Annotated in this window: 31 protein-coding genes; 9 read left to right on the forward strand and 22 right to left on the reverse strand. The window is 35.7% G+C overall.

Features of this window, described 5'->3' with window-relative positions; all coding sequences use genetic code 11:
• Positions 1-8 precede the first annotated feature (8 nt).
• From J2X31_RS10305 to J2X31_RS10410, 22 genes are all read right to left on the reverse strand, one after another.
• Positions 9-983, reverse strand: coding sequence for an alpha/beta fold hydrolase (locus J2X31_RS10305; RefSeq protein WP_310026535.1), 975 nt, complete (start codon positions 981-983; stop codon positions 9-11).
• Between the two features lie 20 nt (positions 984-1,003).
• Positions 1,004-1,444: an SRPBCC family protein gene (locus tag J2X31_RS10310; protein ID WP_310026536.1), complete on the reverse strand. Its 441-nt coding sequence runs from the start codon at positions 1,442-1,444 to the stop codon at positions 1,004-1,006.
• Between the two features lie 30 nt (positions 1,445-1,474).
• The gene (locus tag J2X31_RS10315) at positions 1,475-1,867 is read right to left on the reverse strand and encodes an OsmC family protein (protein WP_310026537.1); all 393 of its coding nucleotides are present in this window, start codon (positions 1,865-1,867) and stop codon (positions 1,475-1,477) included.
• A gap of 23 nt (positions 1,868-1,890) precedes the next feature.
• A complete protein-coding gene (locus tag J2X31_RS10320; RefSeq protein ID WP_310026538.1) occupies positions 1,891-2,772 on the reverse strand; it encodes a pirin family protein in 882 nt (293 codons plus the stop codon).
• Between the two features lie 82 nt (positions 2,773-2,854).
• Positions 2,855-3,079 (reverse strand): phosphoribosylpyrophosphate synthetase, encoded by a 225-nt coding sequence (locus J2X31_RS10325; protein ID WP_310026539.1) that lies wholly within the window; start codon positions 3,077-3,079, stop codon positions 2,855-2,857.
• 19 nt (positions 3,080-3,098) lie between these two features.
• A complete protein-coding gene (locus J2X31_RS10330) occupies positions 3,099-3,416 on the reverse strand; it encodes a GNAT family N-acetyltransferase (RefSeq protein WP_310026540.1) in 318 nt (105 codons plus the stop codon).
• 98 nt (positions 3,417-3,514) lie between these two features.
• A complete protein-coding gene (locus tag J2X31_RS10335) occupies positions 3,515-4,489 on the reverse strand; it encodes a zinc-dependent alcohol dehydrogenase family protein (protein ID WP_310026541.1) in 975 nt (324 codons plus the stop codon).
• A 191-nt stretch (positions 4,490-4,680) separates the two neighbouring features.
• On the reverse strand, positions 4,681-5,169 hold the full coding sequence (locus tag J2X31_RS10340; protein ID WP_310026542.1) for a VOC family protein: 489 nt from the start codon (positions 5,167-5,169) through the stop codon (positions 4,681-4,683).
• A 75-nt stretch (positions 5,170-5,244) separates the two neighbouring features.
• The gene (locus J2X31_RS10345; protein ID WP_310026543.1) at positions 5,245-5,502 is read right to left on the reverse strand and encodes a glutaredoxin family protein; all 258 of its coding nucleotides are present in this window, start codon (positions 5,500-5,502) and stop codon (positions 5,245-5,247) included.
• Complete coding sequence (locus J2X31_RS10350; protein WP_310026544.1) at positions 5,495-6,676, reverse strand: cation:proton antiporter; 1,182 nt, start codon at positions 6,674-6,676, stop codon at positions 5,495-5,497. The genes J2X31_RS10345 and J2X31_RS10350 overlap by 8 nt, the downstream gene beginning before the upstream one ends.
• A gap of 11 nt (positions 6,677-6,687) precedes the next feature.
• A complete protein-coding gene (locus tag J2X31_RS10355) occupies positions 6,688-6,900 on the reverse strand; it encodes a (4Fe-4S)-binding protein (RefSeq protein ID WP_310026545.1) in 213 nt (70 codons plus the stop codon).
• Positions 6,901-6,908: 8 nt separating this feature from the next.
• Positions 6,909-7,193 carry a GNAT family N-acetyltransferase gene (locus J2X31_RS10360; RefSeq protein WP_310026546.1) on the reverse strand — a complete coding sequence of 95 codons (285 nt, stop codon included), beginning with the start codon at positions 7,191-7,193 and terminating at the stop codon, positions 6,909-6,911.
• Between the two features lie 62 nt (positions 7,194-7,255).
• The gene (locus J2X31_RS10365) at positions 7,256-8,626 is read right to left on the reverse strand and encodes an alginate export family protein (protein WP_310026548.1); all 1,371 of its coding nucleotides are present in this window, start codon (positions 8,624-8,626) and stop codon (positions 7,256-7,258) included.
• A gap of 151 nt (positions 8,627-8,777) precedes the next feature.
• Complete coding sequence (locus J2X31_RS10370) at positions 8,778-9,803, reverse strand: LLM class flavin-dependent oxidoreductase (protein WP_310026550.1); 1,026 nt, start codon at positions 9,801-9,803, stop codon at positions 8,778-8,780.
• Positions 9,804-9,817: 14 nt separating this feature from the next.
• Positions 9,818-10,138: a MoaF-related domain-containing protein gene (locus J2X31_RS10375; RefSeq protein ID WP_310026551.1), complete on the reverse strand. Its 321-nt coding sequence runs from the start codon at positions 10,136-10,138 to the stop codon at positions 9,818-9,820.
• Complete coding sequence (locus tag J2X31_RS10380) at positions 10,128-10,517, reverse strand: nuclear transport factor 2 family protein (protein ID WP_310026552.1); 390 nt, start codon at positions 10,515-10,517, stop codon at positions 10,128-10,130. The genes J2X31_RS10375 and J2X31_RS10380 overlap by 11 nt, the downstream gene beginning before the upstream one ends.
• 10 nt (positions 10,518-10,527) lie before the next feature.
• Complete coding sequence (locus J2X31_RS10385) at positions 10,528-10,938, reverse strand: OsmC family peroxiredoxin (protein WP_310026553.1); 411 nt, start codon at positions 10,936-10,938, stop codon at positions 10,528-10,530.
• Between the two features lie 93 nt (positions 10,939-11,031).
• A complete protein-coding gene (locus J2X31_RS10390) occupies positions 11,032-11,907 on the reverse strand; it encodes a pirin family protein (RefSeq protein WP_310026555.1) in 876 nt (291 codons plus the stop codon).
• Between the two features lie 16 nt (positions 11,908-11,923).
• Entirely contained in the window at positions 11,924-12,280 is a 357-nt protein-coding gene (locus J2X31_RS10395) for a nuclear transport factor 2 family protein (protein WP_310026556.1), read from the reverse strand.
• A 103-nt stretch (positions 12,281-12,383) separates the two neighbouring features.
• The gene (locus tag J2X31_RS10400) at positions 12,384-13,043 is read right to left on the reverse strand and encodes a hydrolase (protein WP_310026557.1); all 660 of its coding nucleotides are present in this window, start codon (positions 13,041-13,043) and stop codon (positions 12,384-12,386) included.
• A 279-nt stretch (positions 13,044-13,322) separates the two neighbouring features.
• A complete protein-coding gene (locus J2X31_RS10405; protein WP_310026558.1) occupies positions 13,323-13,889 on the reverse strand; it encodes a Crp/Fnr family transcriptional regulator in 567 nt (188 codons plus the stop codon).
• 261 nt (positions 13,890-14,150) lie between these two features.
• On the reverse strand, positions 14,151-14,687 hold the full coding sequence (locus tag J2X31_RS10410; RefSeq protein ID WP_310026559.1) for a Crp/Fnr family transcriptional regulator: 537 nt from the start codon (positions 14,685-14,687) through the stop codon (positions 14,151-14,153).
• Between the two features lie 379 nt (positions 14,688-15,066).
• Here J2X31_RS10410 and J2X31_RS10415 point away from each other — a divergent pair, with 379 nt between their 5' ends.
• The 9 genes from J2X31_RS10415 to J2X31_RS10455 all read left to right on the forward strand — a co-directional run bounded on the left by J2X31_RS10415 (position 15,067) and on the right by J2X31_RS10455 (position 22,658).
• Positions 15,067-15,927, forward strand: coding sequence for a helix-turn-helix domain-containing protein (locus J2X31_RS10415; protein ID WP_310026560.1), 861 nt, complete (start codon positions 15,067-15,069; stop codon positions 15,925-15,927).
• A 196-nt stretch (positions 15,928-16,123) separates the two neighbouring features.
• Positions 16,124-16,534: an OsmC family protein gene (locus J2X31_RS10420; protein ID WP_310026561.1), complete on the forward strand. Its 411-nt coding sequence runs from the start codon at positions 16,124-16,126 to the stop codon at positions 16,532-16,534.
• Positions 16,535-16,553: 19 nt separating this feature from the next.
• Entirely contained in the window at positions 16,554-17,591 is a 1,038-nt protein-coding gene (locus J2X31_RS10425; protein ID WP_310026562.1) for an alpha/beta hydrolase, read from the forward strand.
• A gap of 210 nt (positions 17,592-17,801) precedes the next feature.
• Positions 17,802-18,401: an SCO family protein gene (locus tag J2X31_RS10430; protein ID WP_310026563.1), complete on the forward strand. Its 600-nt coding sequence runs from the start codon at positions 17,802-17,804 to the stop codon at positions 18,399-18,401.
• Complete coding sequence (locus tag J2X31_RS10435; protein WP_310026564.1) at positions 18,402-18,776, forward strand: hypothetical protein; 375 nt, start codon at positions 18,402-18,404, stop codon at positions 18,774-18,776.
• Between the two features lie 41 nt (positions 18,777-18,817).
• On the forward strand, positions 18,818-19,675 hold the full coding sequence (locus tag J2X31_RS10440) for a helix-turn-helix domain-containing protein (RefSeq protein WP_310026566.1): 858 nt from the start codon (positions 18,818-18,820) through the stop codon (positions 19,673-19,675).
• 41 nt (positions 19,676-19,716) lie between these two features.
• Positions 19,717-20,541: an MbnP family protein gene (locus tag J2X31_RS10445; RefSeq protein WP_310026567.1), complete on the forward strand. Its 825-nt coding sequence runs from the start codon at positions 19,717-19,719 to the stop codon at positions 20,539-20,541.
• Between the two features lie 86 nt (positions 20,542-20,627).
• Positions 20,628-21,695 carry a cytochrome-c peroxidase gene (locus J2X31_RS10450; protein WP_310026568.1) on the forward strand — a complete coding sequence of 356 codons (1,068 nt, stop codon included), beginning with the start codon at positions 20,628-20,630 and terminating at the stop codon, positions 21,693-21,695.
• Positions 21,696-21,701: 6 nt separating this feature from the next.
• Positions 21,702-22,658 (forward strand): transporter, encoded by a 957-nt coding sequence (locus J2X31_RS10455; RefSeq protein ID WP_310026570.1) that lies wholly within the window; start codon positions 21,702-21,704, stop codon positions 22,656-22,658.
• Positions 22,659-22,749: the final 91 nt, after the last annotated feature.

Here is a 22,749-nt window from a genome sequence, read left to right on the forward strand (position 1 = left end):
CTTTAAGCTTATTTCTCCTTGGAAACCTTTCCCATAAAAGCTCTCATTTTTTCAATAATTTTGTCGCCATCTTCTTCTAAAGCAAAATGTCCTGTATCATAAATATTATAGTCCACATTCTTTACATCTTTTTTAAATGCTTTAGCCCCACTTTCAGGAAAATATTCATCATTTTTACCCCAAACAACTAATAACGGTGGCTGATTATCTCTAAGATACTGTTGCCATTTTGGATAAAGTTTTAAATTGTTTTGGTAGTCATACCATAAATCTAAATTTACCTTATGGGCATTAGGACGGTTCATTCGCAGGTAATCCAAATGCCACGTATCAGGATTCACATTTTCAGGATTTCGGGTACCGTGAGTGTAGTCCCATTTTAAACCCTCCAGTGTAAAAGCAGGCAGTAAAGCCTTTTCGGTACTGTCATTCCTGTTTGCCCAAAGGGCTTTAATCCCTTTCCATACTTCTCCAATACCTTCTTCATACGCGTTTCCATTTTGTGTAATGATGGCCGTGACTCTTTCTGGATGTGCTGTTGCAATTCTAAATCCAATCGGAGCCCCATAATCCTGCATCATTATGACATAAGAACGGATACCTTTTAACTCTAAAAAAGTATTCATCGTTTTCGCAATATTGTCAAATGTGTATTCGTATGCTTCGGGTGATGGAAAATCGCTGTTTCCAAATCCAGGGTAATCGGGTGCTATTAAATGATATTCATCCGAAAGTTGATCCAATACTTTTCTGTATTGGTGAGAAGAAGAAGGATAGCCGTGCAGCAATACTATAGTTGGGTTTTTCGTAGATCCTGCTTCTCTGTATGCAATCGTTACACCATCAACATCTAATGTCTTGTATTTAATTTGTTCTATTCCACCTTCTTTTTTAAGTAGTGCTTGCTTTTCTATGTTTGTTTTTTCTTGACATCCTACAACCAATAACAAGAACATAAAGTAAAAAGAATTTAAATTTTTCATAATCGTTTCGTATTTAATTTTTATTGATTCATACTGTTTTCAACTCGCCTTTTTAGGTTTTCGTTCATCATTTCAAAACCTTTCTTAGTACTATTCTCAAGTTTTTTTTTGAATAGACGTACTAGCATTCCTTTGAAAGTTTCGCTATGATAAAAGATTGTTGTCCCGTTTCCGCGATCTATGAGTTCAAATTTATGTTCGCCGTCAAATAAGCCCTTAAAAAATAACTTTCCGACCCAACGAAATTCTCTGTTAGGATTGAAAACTACTACCACTGGCTTGAATGTCATAATCTTACCATCTGGTGGGGCAATACTAACTGTGATTTGACTCCCTACCTTTGGTTCTCCAATGATACTTTTAATAAAAGGATTCCAATTGGGGTAATTTTCAAAGTCGGTCAATACTGCCCAAACTTTATCTGGTGTGGCATTGATCATTATTTGCGTTTTGATTTCCATTGTAACTAATCTCTAAAACAGTAAGCTTTTTTATATCAAAATAGATACTACCGAGACATCTCCAGTAATCATTTTTTCTATAGGGCATTTTGACCCCATTTCCAGCAATTTTTCACGCTGTTCATTATCCAAATTACCGAAAAACTGGATTTCTTTTTTAAAAATTATCTGATGAGTGGTTATGTTTCTTTTGAATCCCACTTTGATTTCAACCTTATCCAGTTCCCATCCTTTTCTATCGGCATACATTCTAACGGTCATTGTTGAGCACGCTGCCAAAGAAGCCTCAAGTAAGGCTATAGGTGTAAAACCTAAATCTTCCCCACCCACCTCAATGGGTTCGTCGGCCATAATAATGTGGTTTTTTGATTGTATCTCCGTTTTATATTTTTGTTTTCCAATAGTAGCAGTGGTTGTTTTCATTTTGTGTACTGTCTTTGTTATTACTATTTTAGTCTAGGTGATGGTAAAGGAACTCTAACCGTTTCGCTTGGCACCATTGGAAACTTACCTTGAGTCCAGTTCTGTTTTGCTTTTTCAATCAATCCTTTATCTGTTGCTACAAAATTCCACTCGATAAACCGCTCTTCAGGAAATGCTTCTCCTCCAAATAGGTAAACGGTAGAGTTTGCTTCAATTTGAAATTCACAAAGTGAGCTGTCTTTAGCAACTAGAATCTGTTTAGGATCATAGGTATGACCATCTGATTTTATAGTTCCTTCTAATATGTATAAAGCACTTTCACCATACAGATGTGCTCCAATATTGATTGTTTTTGTTTCACTTGATTTGATTTCTACAAAATATAGTGGACTATAGACCGGTACCGGCGATTTTTTTCCAAAGGCTTCTCCGGCAATCAATTTAAAATGAACTCCGTTTTCTTCCCACATAGGTAAATCCTCAGCATTGACATGAGTGAAGGAAGGCTCACACTCTTCCTCCTCTTTTGGTAACGCGACCCATATTTGCAACCCGTGGAGCGTCTTGGCTTTATCACGAAGGTAATCAGGAGTTCGTTCGGTATGAACAACACCTTTTCCGGCTGTCATCCAGTTCACTTCACCCGACTTTATCTCTCTAGCAGTACCCAAACTGTCTCGATGAAATACATTTCCTTCAAATAAAAAAGTTAACGTTGACAGACCAATATGTGGATGCATATCGATATCGATATTTTCATTAGCTTTTAAATGTGCCGGACCCATGTGGTCTATAAAAATAAATGGACCTACCATTCGTTTTTGACGAAATGGCAACAAGCGACCTACCATAAAGTTGCCAATATCAGCCGCTCGTTCTTCTATAATGAGTTGTAAATTTGACATTAGTTTGAGAATTTAAGTTTGTCTAACATTTGGTTTGTAATAGCATTGGAATAGATGTTATATGAATTTATAAGTGTGCCTTTCAGTCTATATTTTTAGAACGAATGGTGTACAAAATAGAGGAGCTATCAGCACTTGAATCTTCATCATCAAACCTAAAATGATTGTCAATTTCAAATTCATTGTGGAATATTTTATAAGCTCCATTCCTGCATTCCAAACAATTTTGCTTTAGGTTGAAATCGTCCACATACCCTTCTTTTTTAAGGTCATTTAAGGCTTCGATTAAATTATCATATGATTTCATCTATGCTATTGTTATTAGATTAAAGTTTGTCATAACCTTTAAATTTTGGACTGACAATACGTTTCCATTCCGGATGCTTCTTTATATATGCAAATACATAAGGACAAAATGGAAGTAATGATATAGCATTAGCTTCAAGATACTGTAATGTTTTTTCAACTACGGCACTTGCAGCACCTTCTCCTGCCAATTCGGAATCGGTTTCGGTATGCACCAATGCTATCTGGTTGCCAAATTCACCATAATTGATGAAAGCATATTTTCCGTTAATATCTATCTCAAAACGTTTTTTATTCTCATTTTTCACTAATGGAATAGATTCAAAAATTGGTTTCATTTTCTTGATTTTTTATTTGTTGATGCTGTTGTTATTGATTCCTATTTTATAGAGTAATGGTGGTGTTTTTTAAATAATTGCTTTATTTTATAACCTCCTTATGCTTCTTTTTCAACCTCTATTGCAATTTTGCCATAGAAATCTTTATCCCCAGCTCTTGTTTCCAGAAGGTTATGGGCTTTGCCAATATCGGATAGAGAGAAAACTTTGTTTACGATAGGTTTCAATTTGTTACTTTCTACGAGTTTGGTGAGTTCTTCTAGTTTGTTTCTACTTTGTCTTGTAAAAACAAAATGATAGGTGGCATTTTTCCCCCAAGCCGCGACAAGGTTTTGTGGCTTTTCAATATCAACCAAAGTAACCACTTGTCCTAACTGACTAAGTATTTTTCCACTATCAGAAAGAGTATTGCCACCGATAGTATCAATAATTACATCTACTCCTTTGTTGTTGGTTAATTGATTAATCGCTTGGATGTAGTCTTCCTTTTCGTAGTCAATCACATAGTCAGCCCCCAACTCAAGAAGAAAAGCGTGGTGCACTTTTCTCGCTGTTGTAAATATAGTTGCTCCCATAGCTTTGGCTATTTGAATGGTAGGAATTCCCACTCCACCTGCACCTCCGTGAATCAATATCGTCTGGTTAATTTTAAGTTGTGCTCTTGTAACCAGCATTTCCCAAGCGGTTCCTGCAGCTAATGGAAGCGTTGCAGCTTCTAAGTGACTAATGTTTTTAGGTTTTAGGCTGATGATAGATTCGTGTGCAGTGTGATATTGTGCATAGCTTCCTTGTCCCTTAAAAATTTCAGGTGAATAATACACCTCATCACCCACTTTAAAGTTTTCGACCGCGGAGCCAATTTCCACAATTATACCTGAGATATCGTGCCCTGTAATGACAGGTAAGGTTAGTTCGTTTTTATAATCTCCACGACGGACTTGAAAATCCAACGGGTTAACGGAAGTGGCAAGGACCTTTACTAGGACTTCTTTTGATTTTGGTGTTGGTGTCGGTATTTCTGTAATTTTGAAACTGTCAAAAGATCCGAATTCATTTAATATTGCTGCTTTCATACTATTATATTTAAGTTAAATTAAAAGGTTCAAAAAATATTGTCTTGGTAAATTTTGATTGTATTTTTAAGTATTCTTTTAGATGTTACTCCGTAATTGATAAAGAACTATTTCCCATCTATTTCTCGCTTATTAGTAAAAGGAATAGATTCAAAAATTGGTTCATCTATTTATTTTAGCCTCTTTGAATTTTACAATTCTTTTAAGAGGTCTGCTAGATCCAAAGGTTCGGAATACATTTCCAATGAACCATCTTCCTTTGTTGGCCATTCTTCCTTGGGTCTGTCCCAATAAAGTTCAACGCCATTTCCATCAGGATCATCAAGATAAATTGCTAGGGACACTCCATGGTCCGAAAAACCAGTCAAAGGGTATTGATTCATTTTGAGCCTATTGTATAGTATCGCTAAATCCTTTTTAGTGGGATACACTATAGCGGTATGAAACAGACCTACAGTGTTTTTCTCGGCCCTAGGACTATCTTTAGTGAACCAAGTATTTAAACCAATATGGTGGTGATAGCCACCTGCCGATATAAAGGCGGCGTCATTGCCATACAACGTTGTGATCTCGAAACCCAACAAACCACAATAAAAATCTATCGACCGTTGCAAGTTGGCTACTTTTAGGTGAACATGGCCTATTCTGGTAGCAGCAGGAATTTTATAATTTTTATCCATTGGTATCTTTTTTATTTACTAGGTTGTCAATTTACAGCTTCATTTTGATGCAGTTGTTCTTCAAATTTTATAGGTTTAATAATCGAAACTGTGCTTTTTCAAAAATTCATTGAGTTCTGTTATGGTCGGGTTTTTAATAAACTCATTACCTAACATTATGGTTGGGAACTTTAATTTTCCTTCATAAAGCGAACGTACTCTCTCATTTGCTTCAGCATCAGTCTCCACATTAAAGTCATCAAATACAATCCACTTACCTTGCATATAATTGCGTAAGGCCGATGACTTCGGGCACCAATCGGTTCCATATAATTGTAATATTGGTTTATCCATTTTTAGTTGTATATTTTTTAAACAAAGGATATATTTTTTCTGCATTTGTCACTATGAATGGCGTAAGCGACATTAAGATGATTGATACTGCCAAAAATATTTGATAGTTGTTTGCACTTATTAAATTATATTCTAATCCGCTTTGGGCAAGCACAAAAGAAAATTCCCCTATTTGAGCTATTGAAAATCCTACTGCAAAGGCTGTCTTCCATTCAAGTCCCAAAACTTTAACAGCAAGTATTCCTGCCGCTGCTTTTACAACAAAGGCAAAGAGTGTCCAAAAAACAATCCAGCCAAAATCGGTCATAAAAACTTCATAATTAAGCAGCATTCCCATAGAGATGAAAAAGAAACTCATAAAGACATATCGGAAAGGCAAAAAACAGGAAACGGCCATGTGACTGTAATCTGTTTCGGCTATAATCAATCCTGCGATAAAGGCTCCAAGAGCAAGAGACAATCCTAATTGCTCTGTTACTAAAGCAATCCCGGTAACAATGAATACTGTTGCAATTAAAAACACTTCTTGGCTTTGTACCTTCATAACCGTTTTTAAGAAAAAAGGAATTACAAAGCGTGTCAGAACGTAGGCAATACCGCCCATTAGGACCAGTTTTCCTAACAGCCAACCAAATGCCACCAATGGGTTACCTCCTACTCCGGCAACAATTGGGGTTAACAACATGAGTGGTACAATCATAATATCCTGAAACAGCAAAACAGCAAGGATAAACTTACCGTGAGGTGTTGCAATTTTATTGGAATCTTGCAATGTTTTTATGACGATAGCAGTACTACTCAATGCATATAAAAATCCCCAAAAAACGCTTTCTTCCCAACTTGGTCGCATCACGAACCAAATAAGTACCGCAGTGATTATAATTGTAAGAAACACCTGTGCACTACCTCCTCCTAGAACATATCTTTGAATTTTTTTTAGATTGGTAAACGAAAATTCAAGACCAATGGTAAACAAAAGCAGTATGATTCCTATTTCTGCATATACTTCCACCTCATCCATATTAGCAAAATAGCCAGACGTATGCGGACTAAGTAGAACACCCGTAATAAGATAGCCTATGATGTATCTGATTTTAAGGAACTGACAAATAATGATAACTGCAATAGCAACGCCAAAAATGGCACAGATGTTCAAGAGGATATGATGTTGCATAATGGTTGTTTTTAAGATTCTCTGTAACTCAATGCTCCTGAAGGACAAGCATCAATCTGTTTTTTTAATTCCTCTACAGAAGCATTTTCCGTGGTAATCCATGGCTTTGCTTTAGGGTTATAAACCTTTGGCAGGCTTTTTACACAAACAGCAGCGTGGATGCACTTCTTTTGGTTCCATAGTACTGTTAAATTGTCTTTTGGGTATTCTTTAATAGTTTCCATAATTGTGTTTATTTTTTTAATACGTCATTAATATCCTCTACTTTTTTGAACATGGAGTTAGCAAATGGACACAAGGGAATAATTTTGATCTTTTTCTCCCTGGCCATTTCTACGATTTTGTAGAGCATTTGCTTCCCTACACCTTTACCGCTATACTTTGGATCCACATCGGTATGGTCTATGATAATTAGTTCTGAACCAGCAATAGAATAGGTCATCATACCAGCACGAGTATCATTGTCTATTGCTATTGCAGCGCCTTTAGTTTCGTCTTCTTTTAATACTATTTCCATAATTATTTATTTTTAAATTCGTTTAGTTTATTAATGTTTCATAAAGAAGTTCTCATAGGGTGTTAAAATTTAAACCCTACTACAGAACCTACAAAGAATCCGTCTTTATGCTGCGGTAGTACATCATCAATAAAGCTACCTGTTTTAAAATACTGTACACCAATATTATAACTCAAAAAATCATTGATATACCATGACATGGTGCTTGTATAGGACGTGCCAATATATCTTTTTCCAGAATCAGATGAGGACAATCTAAATGCACCACTTGGGCCATAAATACCGTCTTCTGTGGAGTTCCGCCAATTAAACACCACCTCCATAGTGAGTTTCACATTTTTACTTGGATTCCAACCGATGTTAGGATGAACAGACATTAAATTAGCTGGCCCTACTTGAGGGTTCATTCCAAAATATCCACCATTTGGATAAATTGCATTAAAGGTTCCGAGTTTGCCATCTCCTTTGATTTTATCGCCGGAAATATAGTCGCTTCTCAACTTTAAGACGGGTAACCCTTTTATATTTTCAAATATATATCCGATCTCTGAAGAAATGCCATAAGCAAGAATCTTATCCAAACCAAACGAGCCAAATTGATACCCTGCTTCAAAATTGTAAACCAAACCAAATCCATTTCTCCAAAATCTGGAACCGAACGTATGTCGGGATTCCTCCGCCACGCCTTCATCAAAACGGGCATTTTCTCGGCTAATCCCAATGTAATAAAGGTCAAAATTGCTACGTTTCGGGTTACCATAAGTACCATAAGCACCCCAAAGGTTAGCCTTATGGGAAGATTTATTATCCAAAATACCTGTTCTTACAATGGATTCTGACATAACAAAAGCATCTATTTTTAATTTAGGCGATGTAAAGGCAATCTTTACACCATCAAAATACAAACGAAGATTGGGACCTTCCCGGGCATCGATCAAACGGCCACTTCCGTAATGAATTTCCTGTCTCCCCAAACGTAGCGTTAGTATTTGGTTCGCGTTTTTATAAGGCACAATATCCACAAAAAGATTTTGCAGGTTTAGCTGATCTTCATCAATTCCACGTGGACCGTTATCACGACCATCTTCTAAACCACTTCGCAACTGTCCAAAAAAGCGAACCCGATTGCCTAGATGTAAATCGGCATGAAGATTATAACGCTGTAGCGTAAAAACAGCTAGCCCTTGATTCATTTTACCCCAATCTTCATTCCGAACATAATCCAATTCACCCCTTGCTTCGCCACCCAATGAGAGGTATCGATTACCATTTTCGGAAAACGGTATGTATTTTATCTTATTGTAAAACGTTCTCGCACTGTCTTTCAAATCTGCATAATTTTCGTCAAATCGCATCAACTTAAAGTTTTGTGCCAATAAATTAAATGGTACATATCCTAAAAATAAACATATTAAAATGTGCCTTGTACTCATTGTTTCTGATAACCGTCAAAGTATTTCACAGACTCTTGAGTAAACGTGGCAATTGACGCCAAACCCAATACGAATGATGCGATAACTTTTTTGTTTTTATATATTTATAAATTACTAATAATTAACACATTATAAGTTGTAATTTATTTTTTCACTTTAATGATTGTTTTATAAGTGGAATTACCTTTGTACCAATCAATTCAATAGATTGTAGCAATTGGAGATGGGATAATCCTGCATTATCCATCTGAAAAGTAAAGCGGTCTATGCCTCCAAGTGCTTTGCTATGCCTGATCAATTTTTCAGCAACCTGTTCAGGTCCACCAACCACCAGCACTCCTTTAGGGGCAATCAATGCGTTGAATCCTGTTTTTGTTACTGGAGGCCACCCCCGCTCTTTCCCTGCCTTTGTCCACAGCTCGGCATATCCCGAATAATAATCTGAAATTGCCTGCTCTGTATTTTTAGCCACATAACCAGGCGAATGAAGTCCTACTTTGAGCTGGTTTGGCGAGTAGCCGGCTTTTCGTCCGGCTTCACGGTACAAATCGACCAGAGGGCGAAATCGTTCTGTTTCACCACCAATTATCGCCACCATCAAAGGCAATCCGAGTGATCCTGCTCTTATAAATGATTCAGGAGTTCCGCCTACTCCAAGCCAAATAGGCAATTTTTCCTGTACCGCTCTAGGATAAACGGGTTGGTTTTCCAGAGCAGGTCTGAATTTACCCGACCACGTAATAAATTCATTGTCACGAATCTTTAGCAATAAATCCAATTTTTCTTTGAAAAGGGCATCATAATCCTTTAGATCATAACCAAACAGCGGGTAGGCTTCTATTGCAGATCCGCGACCTACTACAAGTTCAGCACGTCCTTTGGAAATAAGATCAAGTGTTGCAAAACTTTGGTAAACCCGAACGGGGTCATCAGTACTTAAAACTTTAACGGCACTGCCAAGCGTTATCCTTTTGGTTTTTGCAGCTGCTGCAGCAAGGATTACTTCTGGTGCAGCATCTAGAAATTCTTTTTTATGATGTTCACCGATGCCATAAACATCAAGCCCAACTTCGTCAGCAATTGTGATCCGTTCTAAAAGCTGTTCCATAGCATCTATGCTACTAAGGCTAGTACTTCCATACATAGCCGATGCAAAACTGTCTATTCCTATTTCCATGATATTTTATTATTTTAATTTGACAAAGGATGTATTGTTCCCTTCATTGTATAAAAACTACCATCGGGCAAAGTTGCATTGCTGTATATAATTCCATTTTCATGATCTTCCACATGGGTTACCGTTGCACCTGAATTTTCTTTCCATGCCACCATATAAACATCCGGACGAATTTCTGCAATCGTGGTTTCTACTTTTTCTGTATGACCTTTTTTAGTTAAAGAACCTCCTTCTATAACTGTAAAAACCATGGATTCATCTGTTTCGAAGTAGAGTTCGGTTTTCAGGACTCCAACATCCATTATAAATCTATTGCCAATTAATTTATTTTTCATTTTTTAATATATTAAAAGAGGTCATCGCATTCCCATTAGCAGATTTTGAGGCAAGAACCTCTTCTTGTACAACATCCCAATGTTCGGCTATTTTTCCATCTTCCAAACGGAAAATATCTACTACTATCACAGGTACAGGTCCCCATCCATTTACTAGACTATGTGTAATAACAATATCATTCTCTTCCACGATTATGCCGGGTTGCCACTTAAAGTTTGCGTCCAAAAAAGGTAAGAGCTTTTTTAGTCCTTCATGACCATTGATCATGGATGGGTTGTGCTGTTGATACGACTCATGCCAATAACGTTCTATTGCGGAACTGTCTTTTTCGTGAAACAATTCGTTCATTGCCTTCAATACAATTTCTTTATTGTTCATAATTTTTAGTTTATAGTAAGGTTGCTTCTAAGGAAATTTCAAGATTGTAAGCCTTACTAACAGGGCAGGTTTCTTCAGCTAATTTTGCTATTTTTTGAAACTCTTCTTCAGTAATTCCTGCTATTTTTGCCGTCAAAACCAAGTCAGATTTTGTAATAACACCATTGGCTAAGGTAATAGATGATGTTGTGGTCAATTCTTCAGGATCATAGCCTGCAGTAGTCAATTCGGCACTCAACTTCATGGTAAAGCATCCTGCATGAGCCGCGGCCATAAGTTCTTCAGGATTGGTGCCAGTTCCGTTTTCAAAACGGGATACAAATGTGTAAGGTGTTTGATTTAAAATGCCACTTTGGGTAGTAAGATTTCCTTTTCCTTCCTTAATCGTGCCGTTCCATACGGCTGTTGCTTGTTTTTTCATATTGTTTGATGTTTTATTTATACTTTTTTTTGTAATTTCTAATAGGATAGAAATTGATTTTTCTTTAATTGATTTTTGGCTTATAAATTGAATTTATACCTTACGGCTTTGATTATTGATTGTTCCGTATTTTCCGGCATAAAAGTCACGGTAAGCATCTGCTATTTCAGAGTGGCTGTTCATTACAAATGGACCTTCGGCAACTATCGTTTCTGTATAGGGTTCTCCTCCAAATAGAATAATGTCAGTAGTTTCATAAAATTTATTTTCAATTACAATATCACCTTCGTTTCTGTCAAATTCTATAAAGTCACCTGCTTGAAATTCGGAATCATTAAGTAGCGTACTCTTTGTTGGCAAGAATGCTGCAACCTCAATTTTTTCATCAACGGAAATGGCAAACCTTTTTCCTTTTTTAAGATGTATATGGTATAAAAACTGCTCTGAATAATTTGGTATTATAGATTTTAAATCTTGATAGCTACCGGCAATTACTTTTATCCAACCACTATTGTCGGGCAATGATTTTTGGGGCACATCATCGCTTTGAACCGCTAAATACGCCGGTTTTTCTGCTTTGTTTTTTGCAGGAAGGTTAATCCAAAATTGAAAAGCATGTGTACGATTGCTTCCTGTTTTAGAATCTATATTTAACGTTTCATCATGAATAATTCCATTTCCCGCTTTCATCCATTGGATTCCTCCGGAATGCACTTTGGCATAGTTTCCGGCACTGTCAAAGTGTTCGTCTTCACCCTCTATAATATAGCTCAAGGTGGCAATTCCCCGATGAGGATGTCCCCCGGTTCCACTGTTAATAGCTGATGAATGAACTTTTGGAATAATATGGTCTAAAAAAACAAAGGGACCAACAGCATCTGCATATCGGTTTGCTAATAATCGATAAATGGTTAAGTCGCCGATATCAGCTCTTTGTCCTTTTGTAGAAAAACTGATTTTCTTTTTCATGTTTTTAACTTTTAAATTAATCTAGAAACACATACAGTGATTTTATTTTTCCATCTTCAAAGACAGCAATATCCATCCCTGTTGCAACAATCGAAGCTGCATTTGGACCCAAGCCCCATATCAGCCTACCAATATTATTATTGATTGTCACTGGTTTAAGTTTAAAAAATATAAAATCTTTAGGCATATTGGCCACAACATTACTAACACTGTTATTGATGGCTTCAAACCCTTTTGTTTGATGTCCTATATGGTATAAACCACTATCTTCAGAATAAATAGTCTGTATAGATTTTATTCTTTCGGAAGCATTTCTTTGACTCCAAACATGAACCAAATTTTCTTCCATCAGGGAAATTAATTCTTTACTCATAACTAAATTTCATTAGGTTTTTAGTTCCTAAGTTTGATACAAATTAAAAAGAACTAAAAGCTGTTTTAGGATAATCAAAACAGCTTTTAGTCTTGCTAGATGACTATTGATTCAGTATTTCAGGGGAAGTTGCCAATAGTTGTAGTTCCCAAGCTAAAGCAATAGCACTTCCACCACCATGGTCTAAAACAACTTCAGATAATTTTGTAGCTGTTTCCATACGGGCCCAATCTCTTTGCCATTCTGCAGCTACTGCCATCCAATTGATTGGCACTATACCTACTTGTACCATACGACGTACCGCCATGTCATGTGCTTCTTTACTAACACTGCCACATGCGTCTGTAACAACAAAGACTTCATAGCCTTCACCTAATGCTTGAATTGCAGGCATAGCAACGCATACTTCGGTCCATAAACCTGCCAAAATTAATTGCTTACGACCGCTTTCTTTGACGATGTCTGTAACTTTAGGATCTTCCCACGTATTGATGAAAGTCCTATTGATTGGTTTTTGTTCAGGAAACACCTCTTGAACACTTTTAAAAATTTTACCCCCACGTTCTTCAATTACCGTAGTAAGTATAGTAGGCACGTTAAAAACTTTTGCTGCCTTTGCAAGACCTACAGTGTTGTTGATAATCATGGTTGGTTCGTGGCTGTTCAAATTGGCCATCTGATAAGGCTGGTGATCAATTAGAACTACGATACTGTCCTCTGGACGAAGTAGACCTTGAAGGCCTGTTTTTGGAAAATTTTGCATTGTTTTATTGATTTAAGTTAACAATACAAAGTTGCAGCAATAAGAAAAAAATTGACGTAGATAAAAGACGAAATAAAACGTAGACAAATGTCTATTATTTATCGGTAGTTTAAATAGCTGTTGCCACAACAACAGATCGGTTTATTCAAAACCAAATAATAATGTAAGGATAGAACACGCAACAGTTTTAAATGTAGTTAGAGTTAATTACGTGCCAGAATACGGGAAAAGGTACAAATTCTTTATTCTCTTGTTTATTTTAGAAAATTAGAACGAAGGTCACTTTTTAATCACCCTACTTAGAGTGTCTTTTGTAATGCCAAGATAGGAAGCAATAATGTGTTGCGGAAAACGATTAGCAAAGAATGAAAAATTTTCAACAAAGCATTTATAACGTTTTTCAGCAGTGTAGTTAATCGAAGCTATTCTTTTTTGTGTAGCAATATTATGTCGCTCTCCGAGTTTAAATATCAATTGATTAAAAGCAGGATATTCATCACATAATTTCAAAATGCTTTCCCTTGAAATCAAAAGCACTTCACAGTCTTCCCAAGCATCAATATTATAAGCACTTGGAGTCAAACTGACAAAACTCTCATGATCACCTGCCCACCAATTTTCTACATATAGATTGATAACACGCTCCATACCTTTTTCATCTATGTAATATTGACGAAGTGCCCCTTTTACTATAAAAGCAAAATATTTACAGATTTCTCCTTCTTGAAGTAAATATTGCTTTTTCCTTATTTTTTTCAGAATAAAATGACGCAATAAAACTTTAAAATCTTCTTTGGGAATTATAGACGAAGTATATTGATTAATATAATGGAAAAGTGGATGCATTTTAAGGAATTCAATAATTGTTTTTAGTCTATTTATAAGTTTTATCCATATAAACGACAAACTTTAGCAAATAATAGAGGAAATAGTAATACCATCTTTCTATAAATAAATTACTAAAATGAGCTTGGATATAAGCTCTTTGTATAATTTATAAGTAAACTTATTTAAGCAAACCTACTATAAAATGAAATGGGAAAATGTAGACAAATAGCTAAAAAAAATAACGACAAATGTCTACTAAATAAAGTCGATTAGTAAAGCTTATTTTTTAATTGCTTTGCTACGAACACGACTTAATGTATCTTTAGTAACGCCAAGATAGGATGCAATGATATGCTGTGGAAAACGTTGCACAAAATCTGGATGGTATTCTGCAAAGTGATTATATCGTTTTTCGACACAAGAGCTTAAAGTAGAGGTAATTCTTTTTTGTGTTGCAATACTATTTCGTTCATCAAGTTTTAATAGCATATCATTAAAAGCAGGACATTCAGCACATAATTTCAATGTGTTTTCTCTTGATATGAGCAAAACTTCACAATTTTCCCATGCATCTATATTATAATTACTTGGTGTGAATTGAACAAAGCTCTCCCTATCACCTGCCCACCAATTCTCAACATATAAATCAACAATGTGCTCAACACCCTTCTCATCGACAAAATATTTACGCATAGAACCCTTAACTATAAAGGCAGTATATTCACATATTTTACCCTCTTCTAAAAGATATTGTTTTTTTCTAATCCTTTTTGGAACAAAATGACTTAAGAGAAATTTAAAATCTTCCTCTGTCATTAAGGCTGAAGCATATTGGTTGATATAGTGGTGTAGTGGATGCATAACAATAAATAGGAAAATACAAATTTAGTATTTTTTTCTTTAAATTTATTTCTTCCACAGAGTGATAAACTACTGTAAATACACTTTCCATTTGCTACTGTCTTGCCTTAAAATAGTTAAACACAAAAGAAGTTATATAATTAAGTTTAGGATTTTAATTCCTCCAAAAAACAATTTGGATGCAAAAACCAACCCAAGCAAAAATAAAACCTAAAATTTCATATCATTTCATTCATCAAAAATAGAATAGTACTCATAGTACTCTTGGAGTGTTATCAATATTTTTCAAATCCATTAAATTTACTACTTTTACGATTCAATATATCCCTACAATATGGTCTTGCAAAAAGTATTTGAATTAAATTATAAAAAACTAGGCCTACTTGCTGTTGATGAAGAAAGTGTATCAAAAATAAACAATGAGGCACAATTCAAGTCATTGATAAAAATTCTTTATCTCCCAAAAGGTTATACCCTAACCATTGATTTCAATCAATATACTACTTCCCAAGATAGTCTGTTTTTTGTAAATACCAATCAGTTTTTACAAATTCAAAAAGCTGGAAACGAGAAAGGCTTTTTCATCTTTTACAACCGTGATTTCTATTGTATCCAGATCCATGACGAAGAAGTGGCTTGTGATGGCTTGCTTTTCAACAACATCTACAATATGCCGATGACGGTTTTGAATGAATCGGATAAACAAATGATCCAAAACCTATTCCAACAAATTGATGAAGAATTGGATTTAAAAGATGCTTCCGAAGAAGAAATGATTCGGACTTGCTTGAAGCAAATATTATTACGAGCTGCTCGTGCCTGGAAAAAGCAACAATTAGGCCTGGAAATGATTGCCCAAGACAGCGAAATGGAATTCTTCCGCCACTTCAGCAGATTGGTTGACATTCATTACAAGGAAAAACATACCGTAGCCGATTATGCCGATTTACTGCATTTGGCACCAAAAACCATCACCCATAAATTCAAAAAATTAGGCTTGTCACAACCCAACGACATCATTAAAGACCGAATTATCCTTGAAGCAAAACGGCTTATTATCCATACCAATAAAACTTCAAAGGAAATCGCCTATCAATTAGGGTATGAAGATCCTGCCTATTTCAATCGGCTGTTTACCCTAAAAACAGGAGATAGTCCGGTGAGTTTTAGGAAAAAATTCAGTGGTACGAATTAAAACTTTAGCCAGTCAACCTTTTGACTGGCTTTTTTTTGCTTCAAACTTTTGCTTCAAGCTTACAAAATCATATAAAAATCAATTTAAATACCTCCAAGGGAAAAATATACAATCTTTTAGGAATTTTGACCCTGTTTTCGAACGCATAACTGTCGCAACTTTGTAGTGTTAAAATTAATCATTAAAAATAAACAGTATGAACAGATCAGCAAAAGCCGTTTGGAACGGTACAATCAAAGAAGGAAAAGGAAATCTAACTACTCAAAGTGCAACCTTACATCAAACTCCTTATTCATTCGTTTCACGATTTGACGAAGGCAAAGGAACCAATCCTGAAGAACTAATGGCGGCTGCACATGCAGGTTGCTTTACAATGAAATTAAGTTTAGACTTGACAACAGCCGGATTCAATCCAGAAGCTTTGGAAACAACGGCAGTCGTGACACTAGATAATGGTGTGATTACAAAATCAGCCTTAACCCTAAATGCTAAAATCGATGGAATTTCGGAAGAACAATTCTTGGAAATTGCCCAAAAATCAAAAGAAACCTGCCCAGTAAGTAAAGCTTATAACCTCGAAATCACTTTAGAAGCACATTTAAATTAATCATTAAAAAATATTTATCATGAGAACAATAAAATCAATAGCACTATTTTTAATACTAACATTAAATACAATTATCATGGCACAAGAAAGACCTTTCAAAGGAGAAAACGATCCTCAAGTATTCACTTCTGTTCAATCATTCTTAAAAGCATTGAATTCTGGCGATGGAAAACCATTGGAACAACTAAGTCCTGCAGATGCTCGTCAGGTTTTGGTTGGAGCACAAAAATCTGTTGAAGTAGATTATTCAGGAATTGAAGAATCAGAACGCACGATTTCTCAAAACGGATATACGGTAAAAATTCATATCACAAAACCAAAAGGAGCTAAAGCAAATGCACCAGTTTTCATCTTTATTCACGGTGGCGGATGGGTTTTGGGAGATTACCCAACTCATAGAAGATTGGTTCGCGATTTGGTTGTAGAAAGTGGTGCTGTAGCTGTATTTCCGGATTATTCTCCTTCTCCAGAAGCAAAATATCCTACAGCAATCAATGAAATTTATGCAACTACGGAATGGGTTTCAAAAAACGGAAAAGAAATTGGTGTTGACGGAAAAAACCTTGCCGTAGTGGGAAATAGCGTTGGTGGAAATATGGCAGCGATAACAGCCTTGATGGCAAAAGACAAAAACAGACCAAAAATCAAATTGCAAGTTTTATTATGGCCTGTTACGGATGCAAATTTTGAGACAGAATCCTACAACCTGTTTGCAAACGGAAGATTTCTATCTAAAAATATGATGAAATGGTTCTGGGACAGCTATTTGCCTGATACTTCAAAAAGAAAAGAAATTTATGCTTCTCCCCTACAAGCTTCATTGGAACAACTAAAAGGTTTGCCTGTAACCCTCGTTCAAACTGCTGAAAATGATGTGTTGAGAGACGAAGGTGAAGCTTACGCCAGAAAATTAGAACAAGCCGGAGTTCCTGTAACACTAACAAGATACAACGGATTGATTCACGATTATGGCCTATTAAACCCAATTGCAAATGTACCGGCTGTTCAAACGGCTATTTTGCAAGCTGCAGCTGTTATCAAAGCGAATTTGAAATAAATACCTATTGCTCTTTATATTTTCAAAACTCTTCGGGAAACTGAAGAGTTTTTTTTCGTTTTATAATTGATTATCGATATACAACACCTTAAAAACGAAACCCAAATTGCTATTGTTTTAAGTATATTTGCATCAAATTTGAATCTTTTCTGAAAAGAAAATCCCTCAATGAAAAAAACAGCTCCATATACTTTAAAACATACTTGCAAAATGGCAATTGTATTTTTGTTTATGGGTATTATTGGCTGTTCTCAAAAAGAAACAAGACTTCCTTATTTGGGAAATCCTGTCGTGAAAGGCACTGACAGCATTTTCCCAAAGATCAGTGCATTCAAATTTACCAATCAGGATAATTCAATTGTTACCAATAAAACATTTGAAAATAAAATCTATGTTGCTGATTTTATCTTCCTCTCCTGCCCTACGATTTGCCCGAAAATGACATCAGAACTGAAATCGGTTTATGATGTTTACAATAGTAATCCGAAAGTTGCTTTTCTTTCCCACACCATTGACCCTGAACGCGATACTGTAGAAAAATTAAAACTTTATGCAGAAAGTATGAACCTGAATTCAAACTGGCATTTCGTGACCGGAAAAAAAGAAGATATCCTTGAAATTGCAGAAAAAAGCTATTTTACAACGGCTTACAGCGATGCAAACGAACCTGGCGGATATGTTCACGGAGGTGGCTTGTTGCTGGTTGATGATAAGGGTCATATTCGTGGCGTTTATGACGGAACAAACTCTACCGAAACCAAGCGATTGATTGCCGACATCAAAATCCTTTTAAAAGAATTGAAAGCCTAGATGAAAAAAATCTTTATTCATATTGTGCTTTTGACGTTCGTATTCCAAAGTACGTGCAACTTCTGGATCATCATTTCGTTTTATGCCAATCGAGATTATATTGCCGAAAACATCTGTATCAACCGATTTGACCAGATTCCGGTTTGTAAAGGACAATGTTTTCTGAACGAAAAATTAAAGGAAAACCAGAAACAGGAACAAAAACTTCCCAATTTAAAAGTCAAAGAAATTCAGTTATTCTGCAACATTGCTAATTATACTTATACAAAAACGCCTGTCTTTTTTCAGGAATATCCAAAACCTGCGATTCTTCCTGATTTTACCTTAATCAAGAAACTTTCCACTTCCATCTTCCATCCTCCCAAATTGGCCTAATTATTTTTAGAACCTCTAAAATTTAATGAATCAAATTCCAAATGCATACAAAAATAAAAGTATGCAATCTGGCTCAATTTGATACTGATTTTCAGCACCTTTTGATTTGTGATCTTGAAGATTTTCAAGCCACTTTTCAAGAACTGCAAATGCCTCATAAGAATGATTTCTATACGATTCTATTTGTGGATGATGCTATTGGCGTTGTCCAGATAGACAATGCTATAGTTTATCTTGAGCAAGCGAAAATCATTGTCATTGAGCCAGGTTGTGTCAACACAATCAACTTTAGAGGAAAAGCTAGGGGAAAAGTAATTTGCTTTTCGGAAACCTTTTTTTCCTTGCGGTACAACAATAATATCCTGAATCATTTTGGATTTTTGGAAACAGAAAACCGAGTGATTTCGGAACTGTCTGAATCGCAATCTGAAAAATTTGAAAGCTTATTGAAACTGATTCATCAAGAATATTTGTTGCATTCGGAAGAAGGAATAAATATACTTCGTTCCTACATCAACATCATTCTTTTTGAGTTGGAACGATTGCTTTCGCCTGAAAATGTTGTGAGAAAAACAGATGTAAAACTGGATAAGATAAATCAATTTAAAAAACTAATTGAGAAACATTATTCAAAACACAAACTACCTTCTTATTATGCTGATAAATTGAATATTACAACCAATCATCTCAATAAATTATGCAAGGAAGAAACAGGCAGAACTGCTGGAGATTTGATTCGAAAACACATCCGCATTGAATCGCAAAGACAGCTTCGTTTTACCACACTTTCCATCAATGAAATTGCTGATGAATTGGGTTTTGAAAGTCCGTCTTATTTTATCACCTTCTTCAAAAAACAGGTTGGCATCACACCTGAACAATTCCGAAAGGAACAGTAAAAGTTACCCAAAAAATTTAATTATCAAATCTTAAAAATAAAATGAAAACAAATTTTAAACACTTGGCATTATTCCTAACATTCACTGGATTATTAACTTCTTGTAGTGATGACGATGCCACAAATAATGGTTCTCTTGACGGAACTTTTGGAGATGTAGAACTGTTTTTCGACAATGGTGTAAACGGAGATGCCTTGATTTTGGGAAGTTCTTACACTAACTCAAATGGCGAAACTTTGACCATCAATCGCTTTAATTATATCGTAAGCAATATTGTTCTCATAAAAGAAGATGGAACGGAATTTACTTATCCAAAAAACGAAAGCTATTTCCTTATCAGTGAAGAAACTGAGGCGTTGACAGTGCATTTGGAAAATGTTCCATCTGGAGACTATAAGCAAATAAAATTCGGAATTGGAGTGGATCAGCAACGTTATTTGGAAGGCGAAACAGCCCAACAAGAATTTTGGAACCTCTCTTCTACCAACAATATGGTTTGGACTTGGAGTACAGGCTACCGTTTTATCAACTTTGAAGGAACATTTACTTCTTCAAACAATCAAGAACCTTTAAACTTCCAAATTCATCAAGGAAGTAATTCTGCAACTGACAATTACAGACTAGTTACCTTGAATCTTCCTTCGACAGCAAGAGTGAGAACTAACGAAATGCCAAACATTCATTTTGTGGCTGATGCCAATGTAATTGCTGATGGAACCAACAAAATTATCCTTCACGACAACTTGAATACCGCTGGAACTAATGCAAGTATTATGGGTGGCGAAAACTTGATTAAGATTGCAACAAATACCTTGAATATGTTTAAGGTGGATCATGTTCATAATGGAGGAGGAAGCCATCACTAATAACTTTTAAACCATTAAGGTATTAAGTTTCATTAAGCCTTAATTCTCTTAATATCTTAATGGTTTAAATAATTCAATCTAAAAATATGACTTTATTTTTTCAAAGAATAAAACACATTGCCTGGATTTGTCTGCTTGTGATGATGACATCTTGTAGCAATGAAGAAGATTATGCAAGTATTCCAGAGAACAGTCCCTACGATTTTGAAATACCTTCCAATTTCCCGGATTTGCAACAGGATATTGCCAACAATTATCCAACAAAATACGGTGTAGCATTGGGGCAGAAATTGTTTTATGATGCTCGTTTATCAAAGGACAACACGATTTCTTGTGCTTTTTGCCACGAACAATCGTCGGCTTTCACGCATCACGGACACGATTTCAGCCATGGAATAAACAACCAGATTGGCAATCGGAATGCTCCAGCAATTCAGAATATGGCCTTTCAGAGTGACTATTTTTATGACGGAGCTTCCAATAGTATCGAGATGCTTTCAATAGTTCCTATTCATAATCCAATAGAAATGGACGAAACGCTTCCTGGAATTGCTGAAAAGCTTAAACAGGATGCAGAATATGTTCGTTTATTTGGTGGTGCATTTGAAAATAAACAAATTAGCTCGGCTAACATTCTTAAAGCTTTAGCTCAATTTATGACAGTTATGATTTCTGCTGATTCAAGATATGATAAATATGTCCGAAATGAAATGGGTGGCGATTTGAATACCCAAGAATTGCAAGGATTGAGCTTGTTCCAAAACAATTGTGCATCGTGTCATGCAACGGATATTTTTACTGATAATTCCTTTCGAAATAATGGCTTGCCTCCGAATCCGAATTTGAATGATTTAGGTAGAGAAACCGTTACAGGTTTTCCAAATGACCGTTACAAATTTAAAGTTCCGAGTTTGCGAAACGTAGCACTTACAGCACCTTACATGCACGATGGCCGTTTTGGTTCGTTGCAATCGGTTTTGAATTTTTATTCCAATGGCGTTCAAAATACCCAAAATTTAGACCCTTTGATGCAACAACATTCCGCATTAGGAATTCCGCTTTCGCAAGAAGAAAAGGAAGCCATTATCGCGTTCCTGAAAACATTAACCGATGAAAAATTCATTTCCAATCCTGAATTTTATCATCAAACCTGATTTAAAATGAAAAAAATACTAGTTGTAATGATTCTATTTTTGGTTCAAAATGCTTTTGCAAATGAACCAAAGCCATTTCCAAATCCGTTTTTTAAGGCAAATCCTTTTACTCTTTTTGATGATTGTGATGCTTGTGGATGTTCTGCAAATGGCGGAAGTATGGGCTTCAGCTCGATGTTGAACGACAATTTTATTGGGATTCGTTATTTTCATCAAAGCTATAGAAGTCGTGATGGCGTTTTTAATAATTCACCTTGGATAGACGAAAACTTCAATACGGCTCAAATCTGGGGAAGAATTCCTGTATCTGAAAAAATCGAAATTACCGCACTTCTTCCCTATCATTTCCATCGAAGAATCAAAACTGATGGTAATCAAAATACCGACGGAATTGGCGACATCACTGTGATGGCTTTTTATAATGTATTTGAATCAAAAATTGACAGTACCGCAAAATTTGGACATAAAATTCTCGTTGGTGGTGGCGTGAAAGCTCCAACGGGAAAATACGACAGTGCCAATAATGGAAGTATCAATCCGAGTTTTCAGGTTGGAACCGGAAGTTGGGATTATTCGGTTGCTTCAGAGTATATCATTCGAAGAAATAAATTAGGCCTCAACACGACATTAAATTATATTTTCAAGACTGAAAACGACAAGAATTATAAATTTGGCGACCAGTTCAATTATGGAAGTACACTATTTTATACGACTGGAATTCAAAAAGTTATGATTGTTCCACAGATTGGAATTGCTGGAGAAACGTACACCGCCAATCAAGACCACAAGGAAGATGTTCCGTTAACAAAAGGCGATATTTTTTTCAGTAAAATTGGAGTTGAAGTGGGTTACAAAAAATTCTCTGCTGGAGTAAATGCAATGCTTCCCATCAATCAGAATCTTACTGGAGGTCGCGTTGAAGCTAATTATCGATTGGCGGTTAACTTGAATTATAGTTTATAAATTACTCCTATTTAATACTAAATTAGATTGTTATTCAACACGAATTGCACGAATTTTTACTACTTAATTGGTGGAAATTCATATAATTCGT

This window comes from Flavobacterium arsenatis (assembly GCF_031456785.1).
GTDB classification, from domain to species: Bacteria; Bacteroidota; Bacteroidia; order Flavobacteriales; family Flavobacteriaceae; genus Flavobacterium; species Flavobacterium arsenatis.

What these genes read in the sequence shown, in the direction of transcription:
- J2X31_RS10305 (WP_310026535.1), bottom strand. Translation starts at nt 983, where the DNA reads ATGAAAAATTTAAATTCTTTTTACTTTATGTTCTTGTTATTGGTTGTA.
- J2X31_RS10310 (WP_310026536.1), bottom strand. Translation starts at nt 1,444, where the DNA reads ATGGAAATCAAAACGCAAATAATGATCAATGCCACACCAGATAAAGTT.
- J2X31_RS10315 (WP_310026537.1), bottom strand. Translation starts at nt 1,867, where the DNA reads ATGAAAACAACCACTGCTACTATTGGAAAACAAAAATATAAAACGGAG.
- J2X31_RS10320 (WP_310026538.1), bottom strand. Translation starts at nt 2,772, where the DNA reads ATGTCAAATTTACAACTCATTATAGAAGAACGAGCGGCTGATATTGGC.
- J2X31_RS10325 (WP_310026539.1), bottom strand. Translation starts at nt 3,079, where the DNA reads ATGAAATCATATGATAATTTAATCGAAGCCTTAAATGACCTTAAAAAA.
- J2X31_RS10330 (WP_310026540.1), bottom strand. Translation starts at nt 3,416, where the DNA reads ATGAAACCAATTTTTGAATCTATTCCATTAGTGAAAAATGAGAATAAA.
- J2X31_RS10335 (WP_310026541.1), bottom strand. Translation starts at nt 4,489, where the DNA reads ATGAAAGCAGCAATATTAAATGAATTCGGATCTTTTGACAGTTTCAAA.
- J2X31_RS10340 (WP_310026542.1), bottom strand. Translation starts at nt 5,169, where the DNA reads ATGGATAAAAATTATAAAATTCCTGCTGCTACCAGAATAGGCCATGTT.
- J2X31_RS10345 (WP_310026543.1), bottom strand. Translation starts at nt 5,502, where the DNA reads ATGGATAAACCAATATTACAATTATATGGAACCGATTGGTGCCCGAAG.
- J2X31_RS10350 (WP_310026544.1), bottom strand. Translation starts at nt 6,676, where the DNA reads ATGCAACATCATATCCTCTTGAACATCTGTGCCATTTTTGGCGTTGCT.
- J2X31_RS10355 (WP_310026545.1), bottom strand. Translation starts at nt 6,900, where the DNA reads ATGGAAACTATTAAAGAATACCCAAAAGACAATTTAACAGTACTATGG.
- J2X31_RS10360 (WP_310026546.1), bottom strand. Translation starts at nt 7,193, where the DNA reads ATGGAAATAGTATTAAAAGAAGACGAAACTAAAGGCGCTGCAATAGCA.
- J2X31_RS10365 (WP_310026548.1), bottom strand. Translation starts at nt 8,626, where the DNA reads ATGAGTACAAGGCACATTTTAATATGTTTATTTTTAGGATATGTACCA.
- J2X31_RS10370 (WP_310026550.1), bottom strand. Translation starts at nt 9,803, where the DNA reads ATGGAAATAGGAATAGACAGTTTTGCATCGGCTATGTATGGAAGTACT.
- J2X31_RS10375 (WP_310026551.1), bottom strand. Translation starts at nt 10,138, where the DNA reads ATGAAAAATAAATTAATTGGCAATAGATTTATAATGGATGTTGGAGTC.
- J2X31_RS10380 (WP_310026552.1), bottom strand. Translation starts at nt 10,517, where the DNA reads ATGAACAATAAAGAAATTGTATTGAAGGCAATGAACGAATTGTTTCAC.
- J2X31_RS10385 (WP_310026553.1), bottom strand. Translation starts at nt 10,938, where the DNA reads ATGAAAAAACAAGCAACAGCCGTATGGAACGGCACGATTAAGGAAGGA.
- J2X31_RS10390 (WP_310026555.1), bottom strand. Translation starts at nt 11,907, where the DNA reads ATGAAAAAGAAAATCAGTTTTTCTACAAAAGGACAAAGAGCTGATATC.
- J2X31_RS10395 (WP_310026556.1), bottom strand. Translation starts at nt 12,280, where the DNA reads ATGAGTAAAGAATTAATTTCCCTGATGGAAGAAAATTTGGTTCATGTT.
- J2X31_RS10400 (WP_310026557.1), bottom strand. Translation starts at nt 13,043, where the DNA reads ATGCAAAATTTTCCAAAAACAGGCCTTCAAGGTCTACTTCGTCCAGAG.
- J2X31_RS10405 (WP_310026558.1), bottom strand. Translation starts at nt 13,889, where the DNA reads ATGCATCCACTTTTCCATTATATTAATCAATATACTTCGTCTATAATT.
- J2X31_RS10410 (WP_310026559.1), bottom strand. Translation starts at nt 14,687, where the DNA reads ATGACAGAGGAAGATTTTAAATTTCTCTTAAGTCATTTTGTTCCAAAA.
- J2X31_RS10415 (WP_310026560.1), top strand. Translation starts at nt 15,067, where the DNA reads ATGGTCTTGCAAAAAGTATTTGAATTAAATTATAAAAAACTAGGCCTA.
- J2X31_RS10420 (WP_310026561.1), top strand. Translation starts at nt 16,124, where the DNA reads ATGAACAGATCAGCAAAAGCCGTTTGGAACGGTACAATCAAAGAAGGA.
- J2X31_RS10425 (WP_310026562.1), top strand. Translation starts at nt 16,554, where the DNA reads ATGAGAACAATAAAATCAATAGCACTATTTTTAATACTAACATTAAAT.
- J2X31_RS10430 (WP_310026563.1), top strand. Translation starts at nt 17,802, where the DNA reads ATGGCAATTGTATTTTTGTTTATGGGTATTATTGGCTGTTCTCAAAAA.
- J2X31_RS10435 (WP_310026564.1), top strand. Translation starts at nt 18,402, where the DNA reads ATGAAAAAAATCTTTATTCATATTGTGCTTTTGACGTTCGTATTCCAA.
- J2X31_RS10440 (WP_310026566.1), top strand. Translation starts at nt 18,818, where the DNA reads ATGCATACAAAAATAAAAGTATGCAATCTGGCTCAATTTGATACTGAT.
- J2X31_RS10445 (WP_310026567.1), top strand. Translation starts at nt 19,717, where the DNA reads ATGAAAACAAATTTTAAACACTTGGCATTATTCCTAACATTCACTGGA.
- J2X31_RS10450 (WP_310026568.1), top strand. Translation starts at nt 20,628, where the DNA reads ATGACTTTATTTTTTCAAAGAATAAAACACATTGCCTGGATTTGTCTG.
- J2X31_RS10455 (WP_310026570.1), top strand. Translation starts at nt 21,702, where the DNA reads ATGAAAAAAATACTAGTTGTAATGATTCTATTTTTGGTTCAAAATGCT.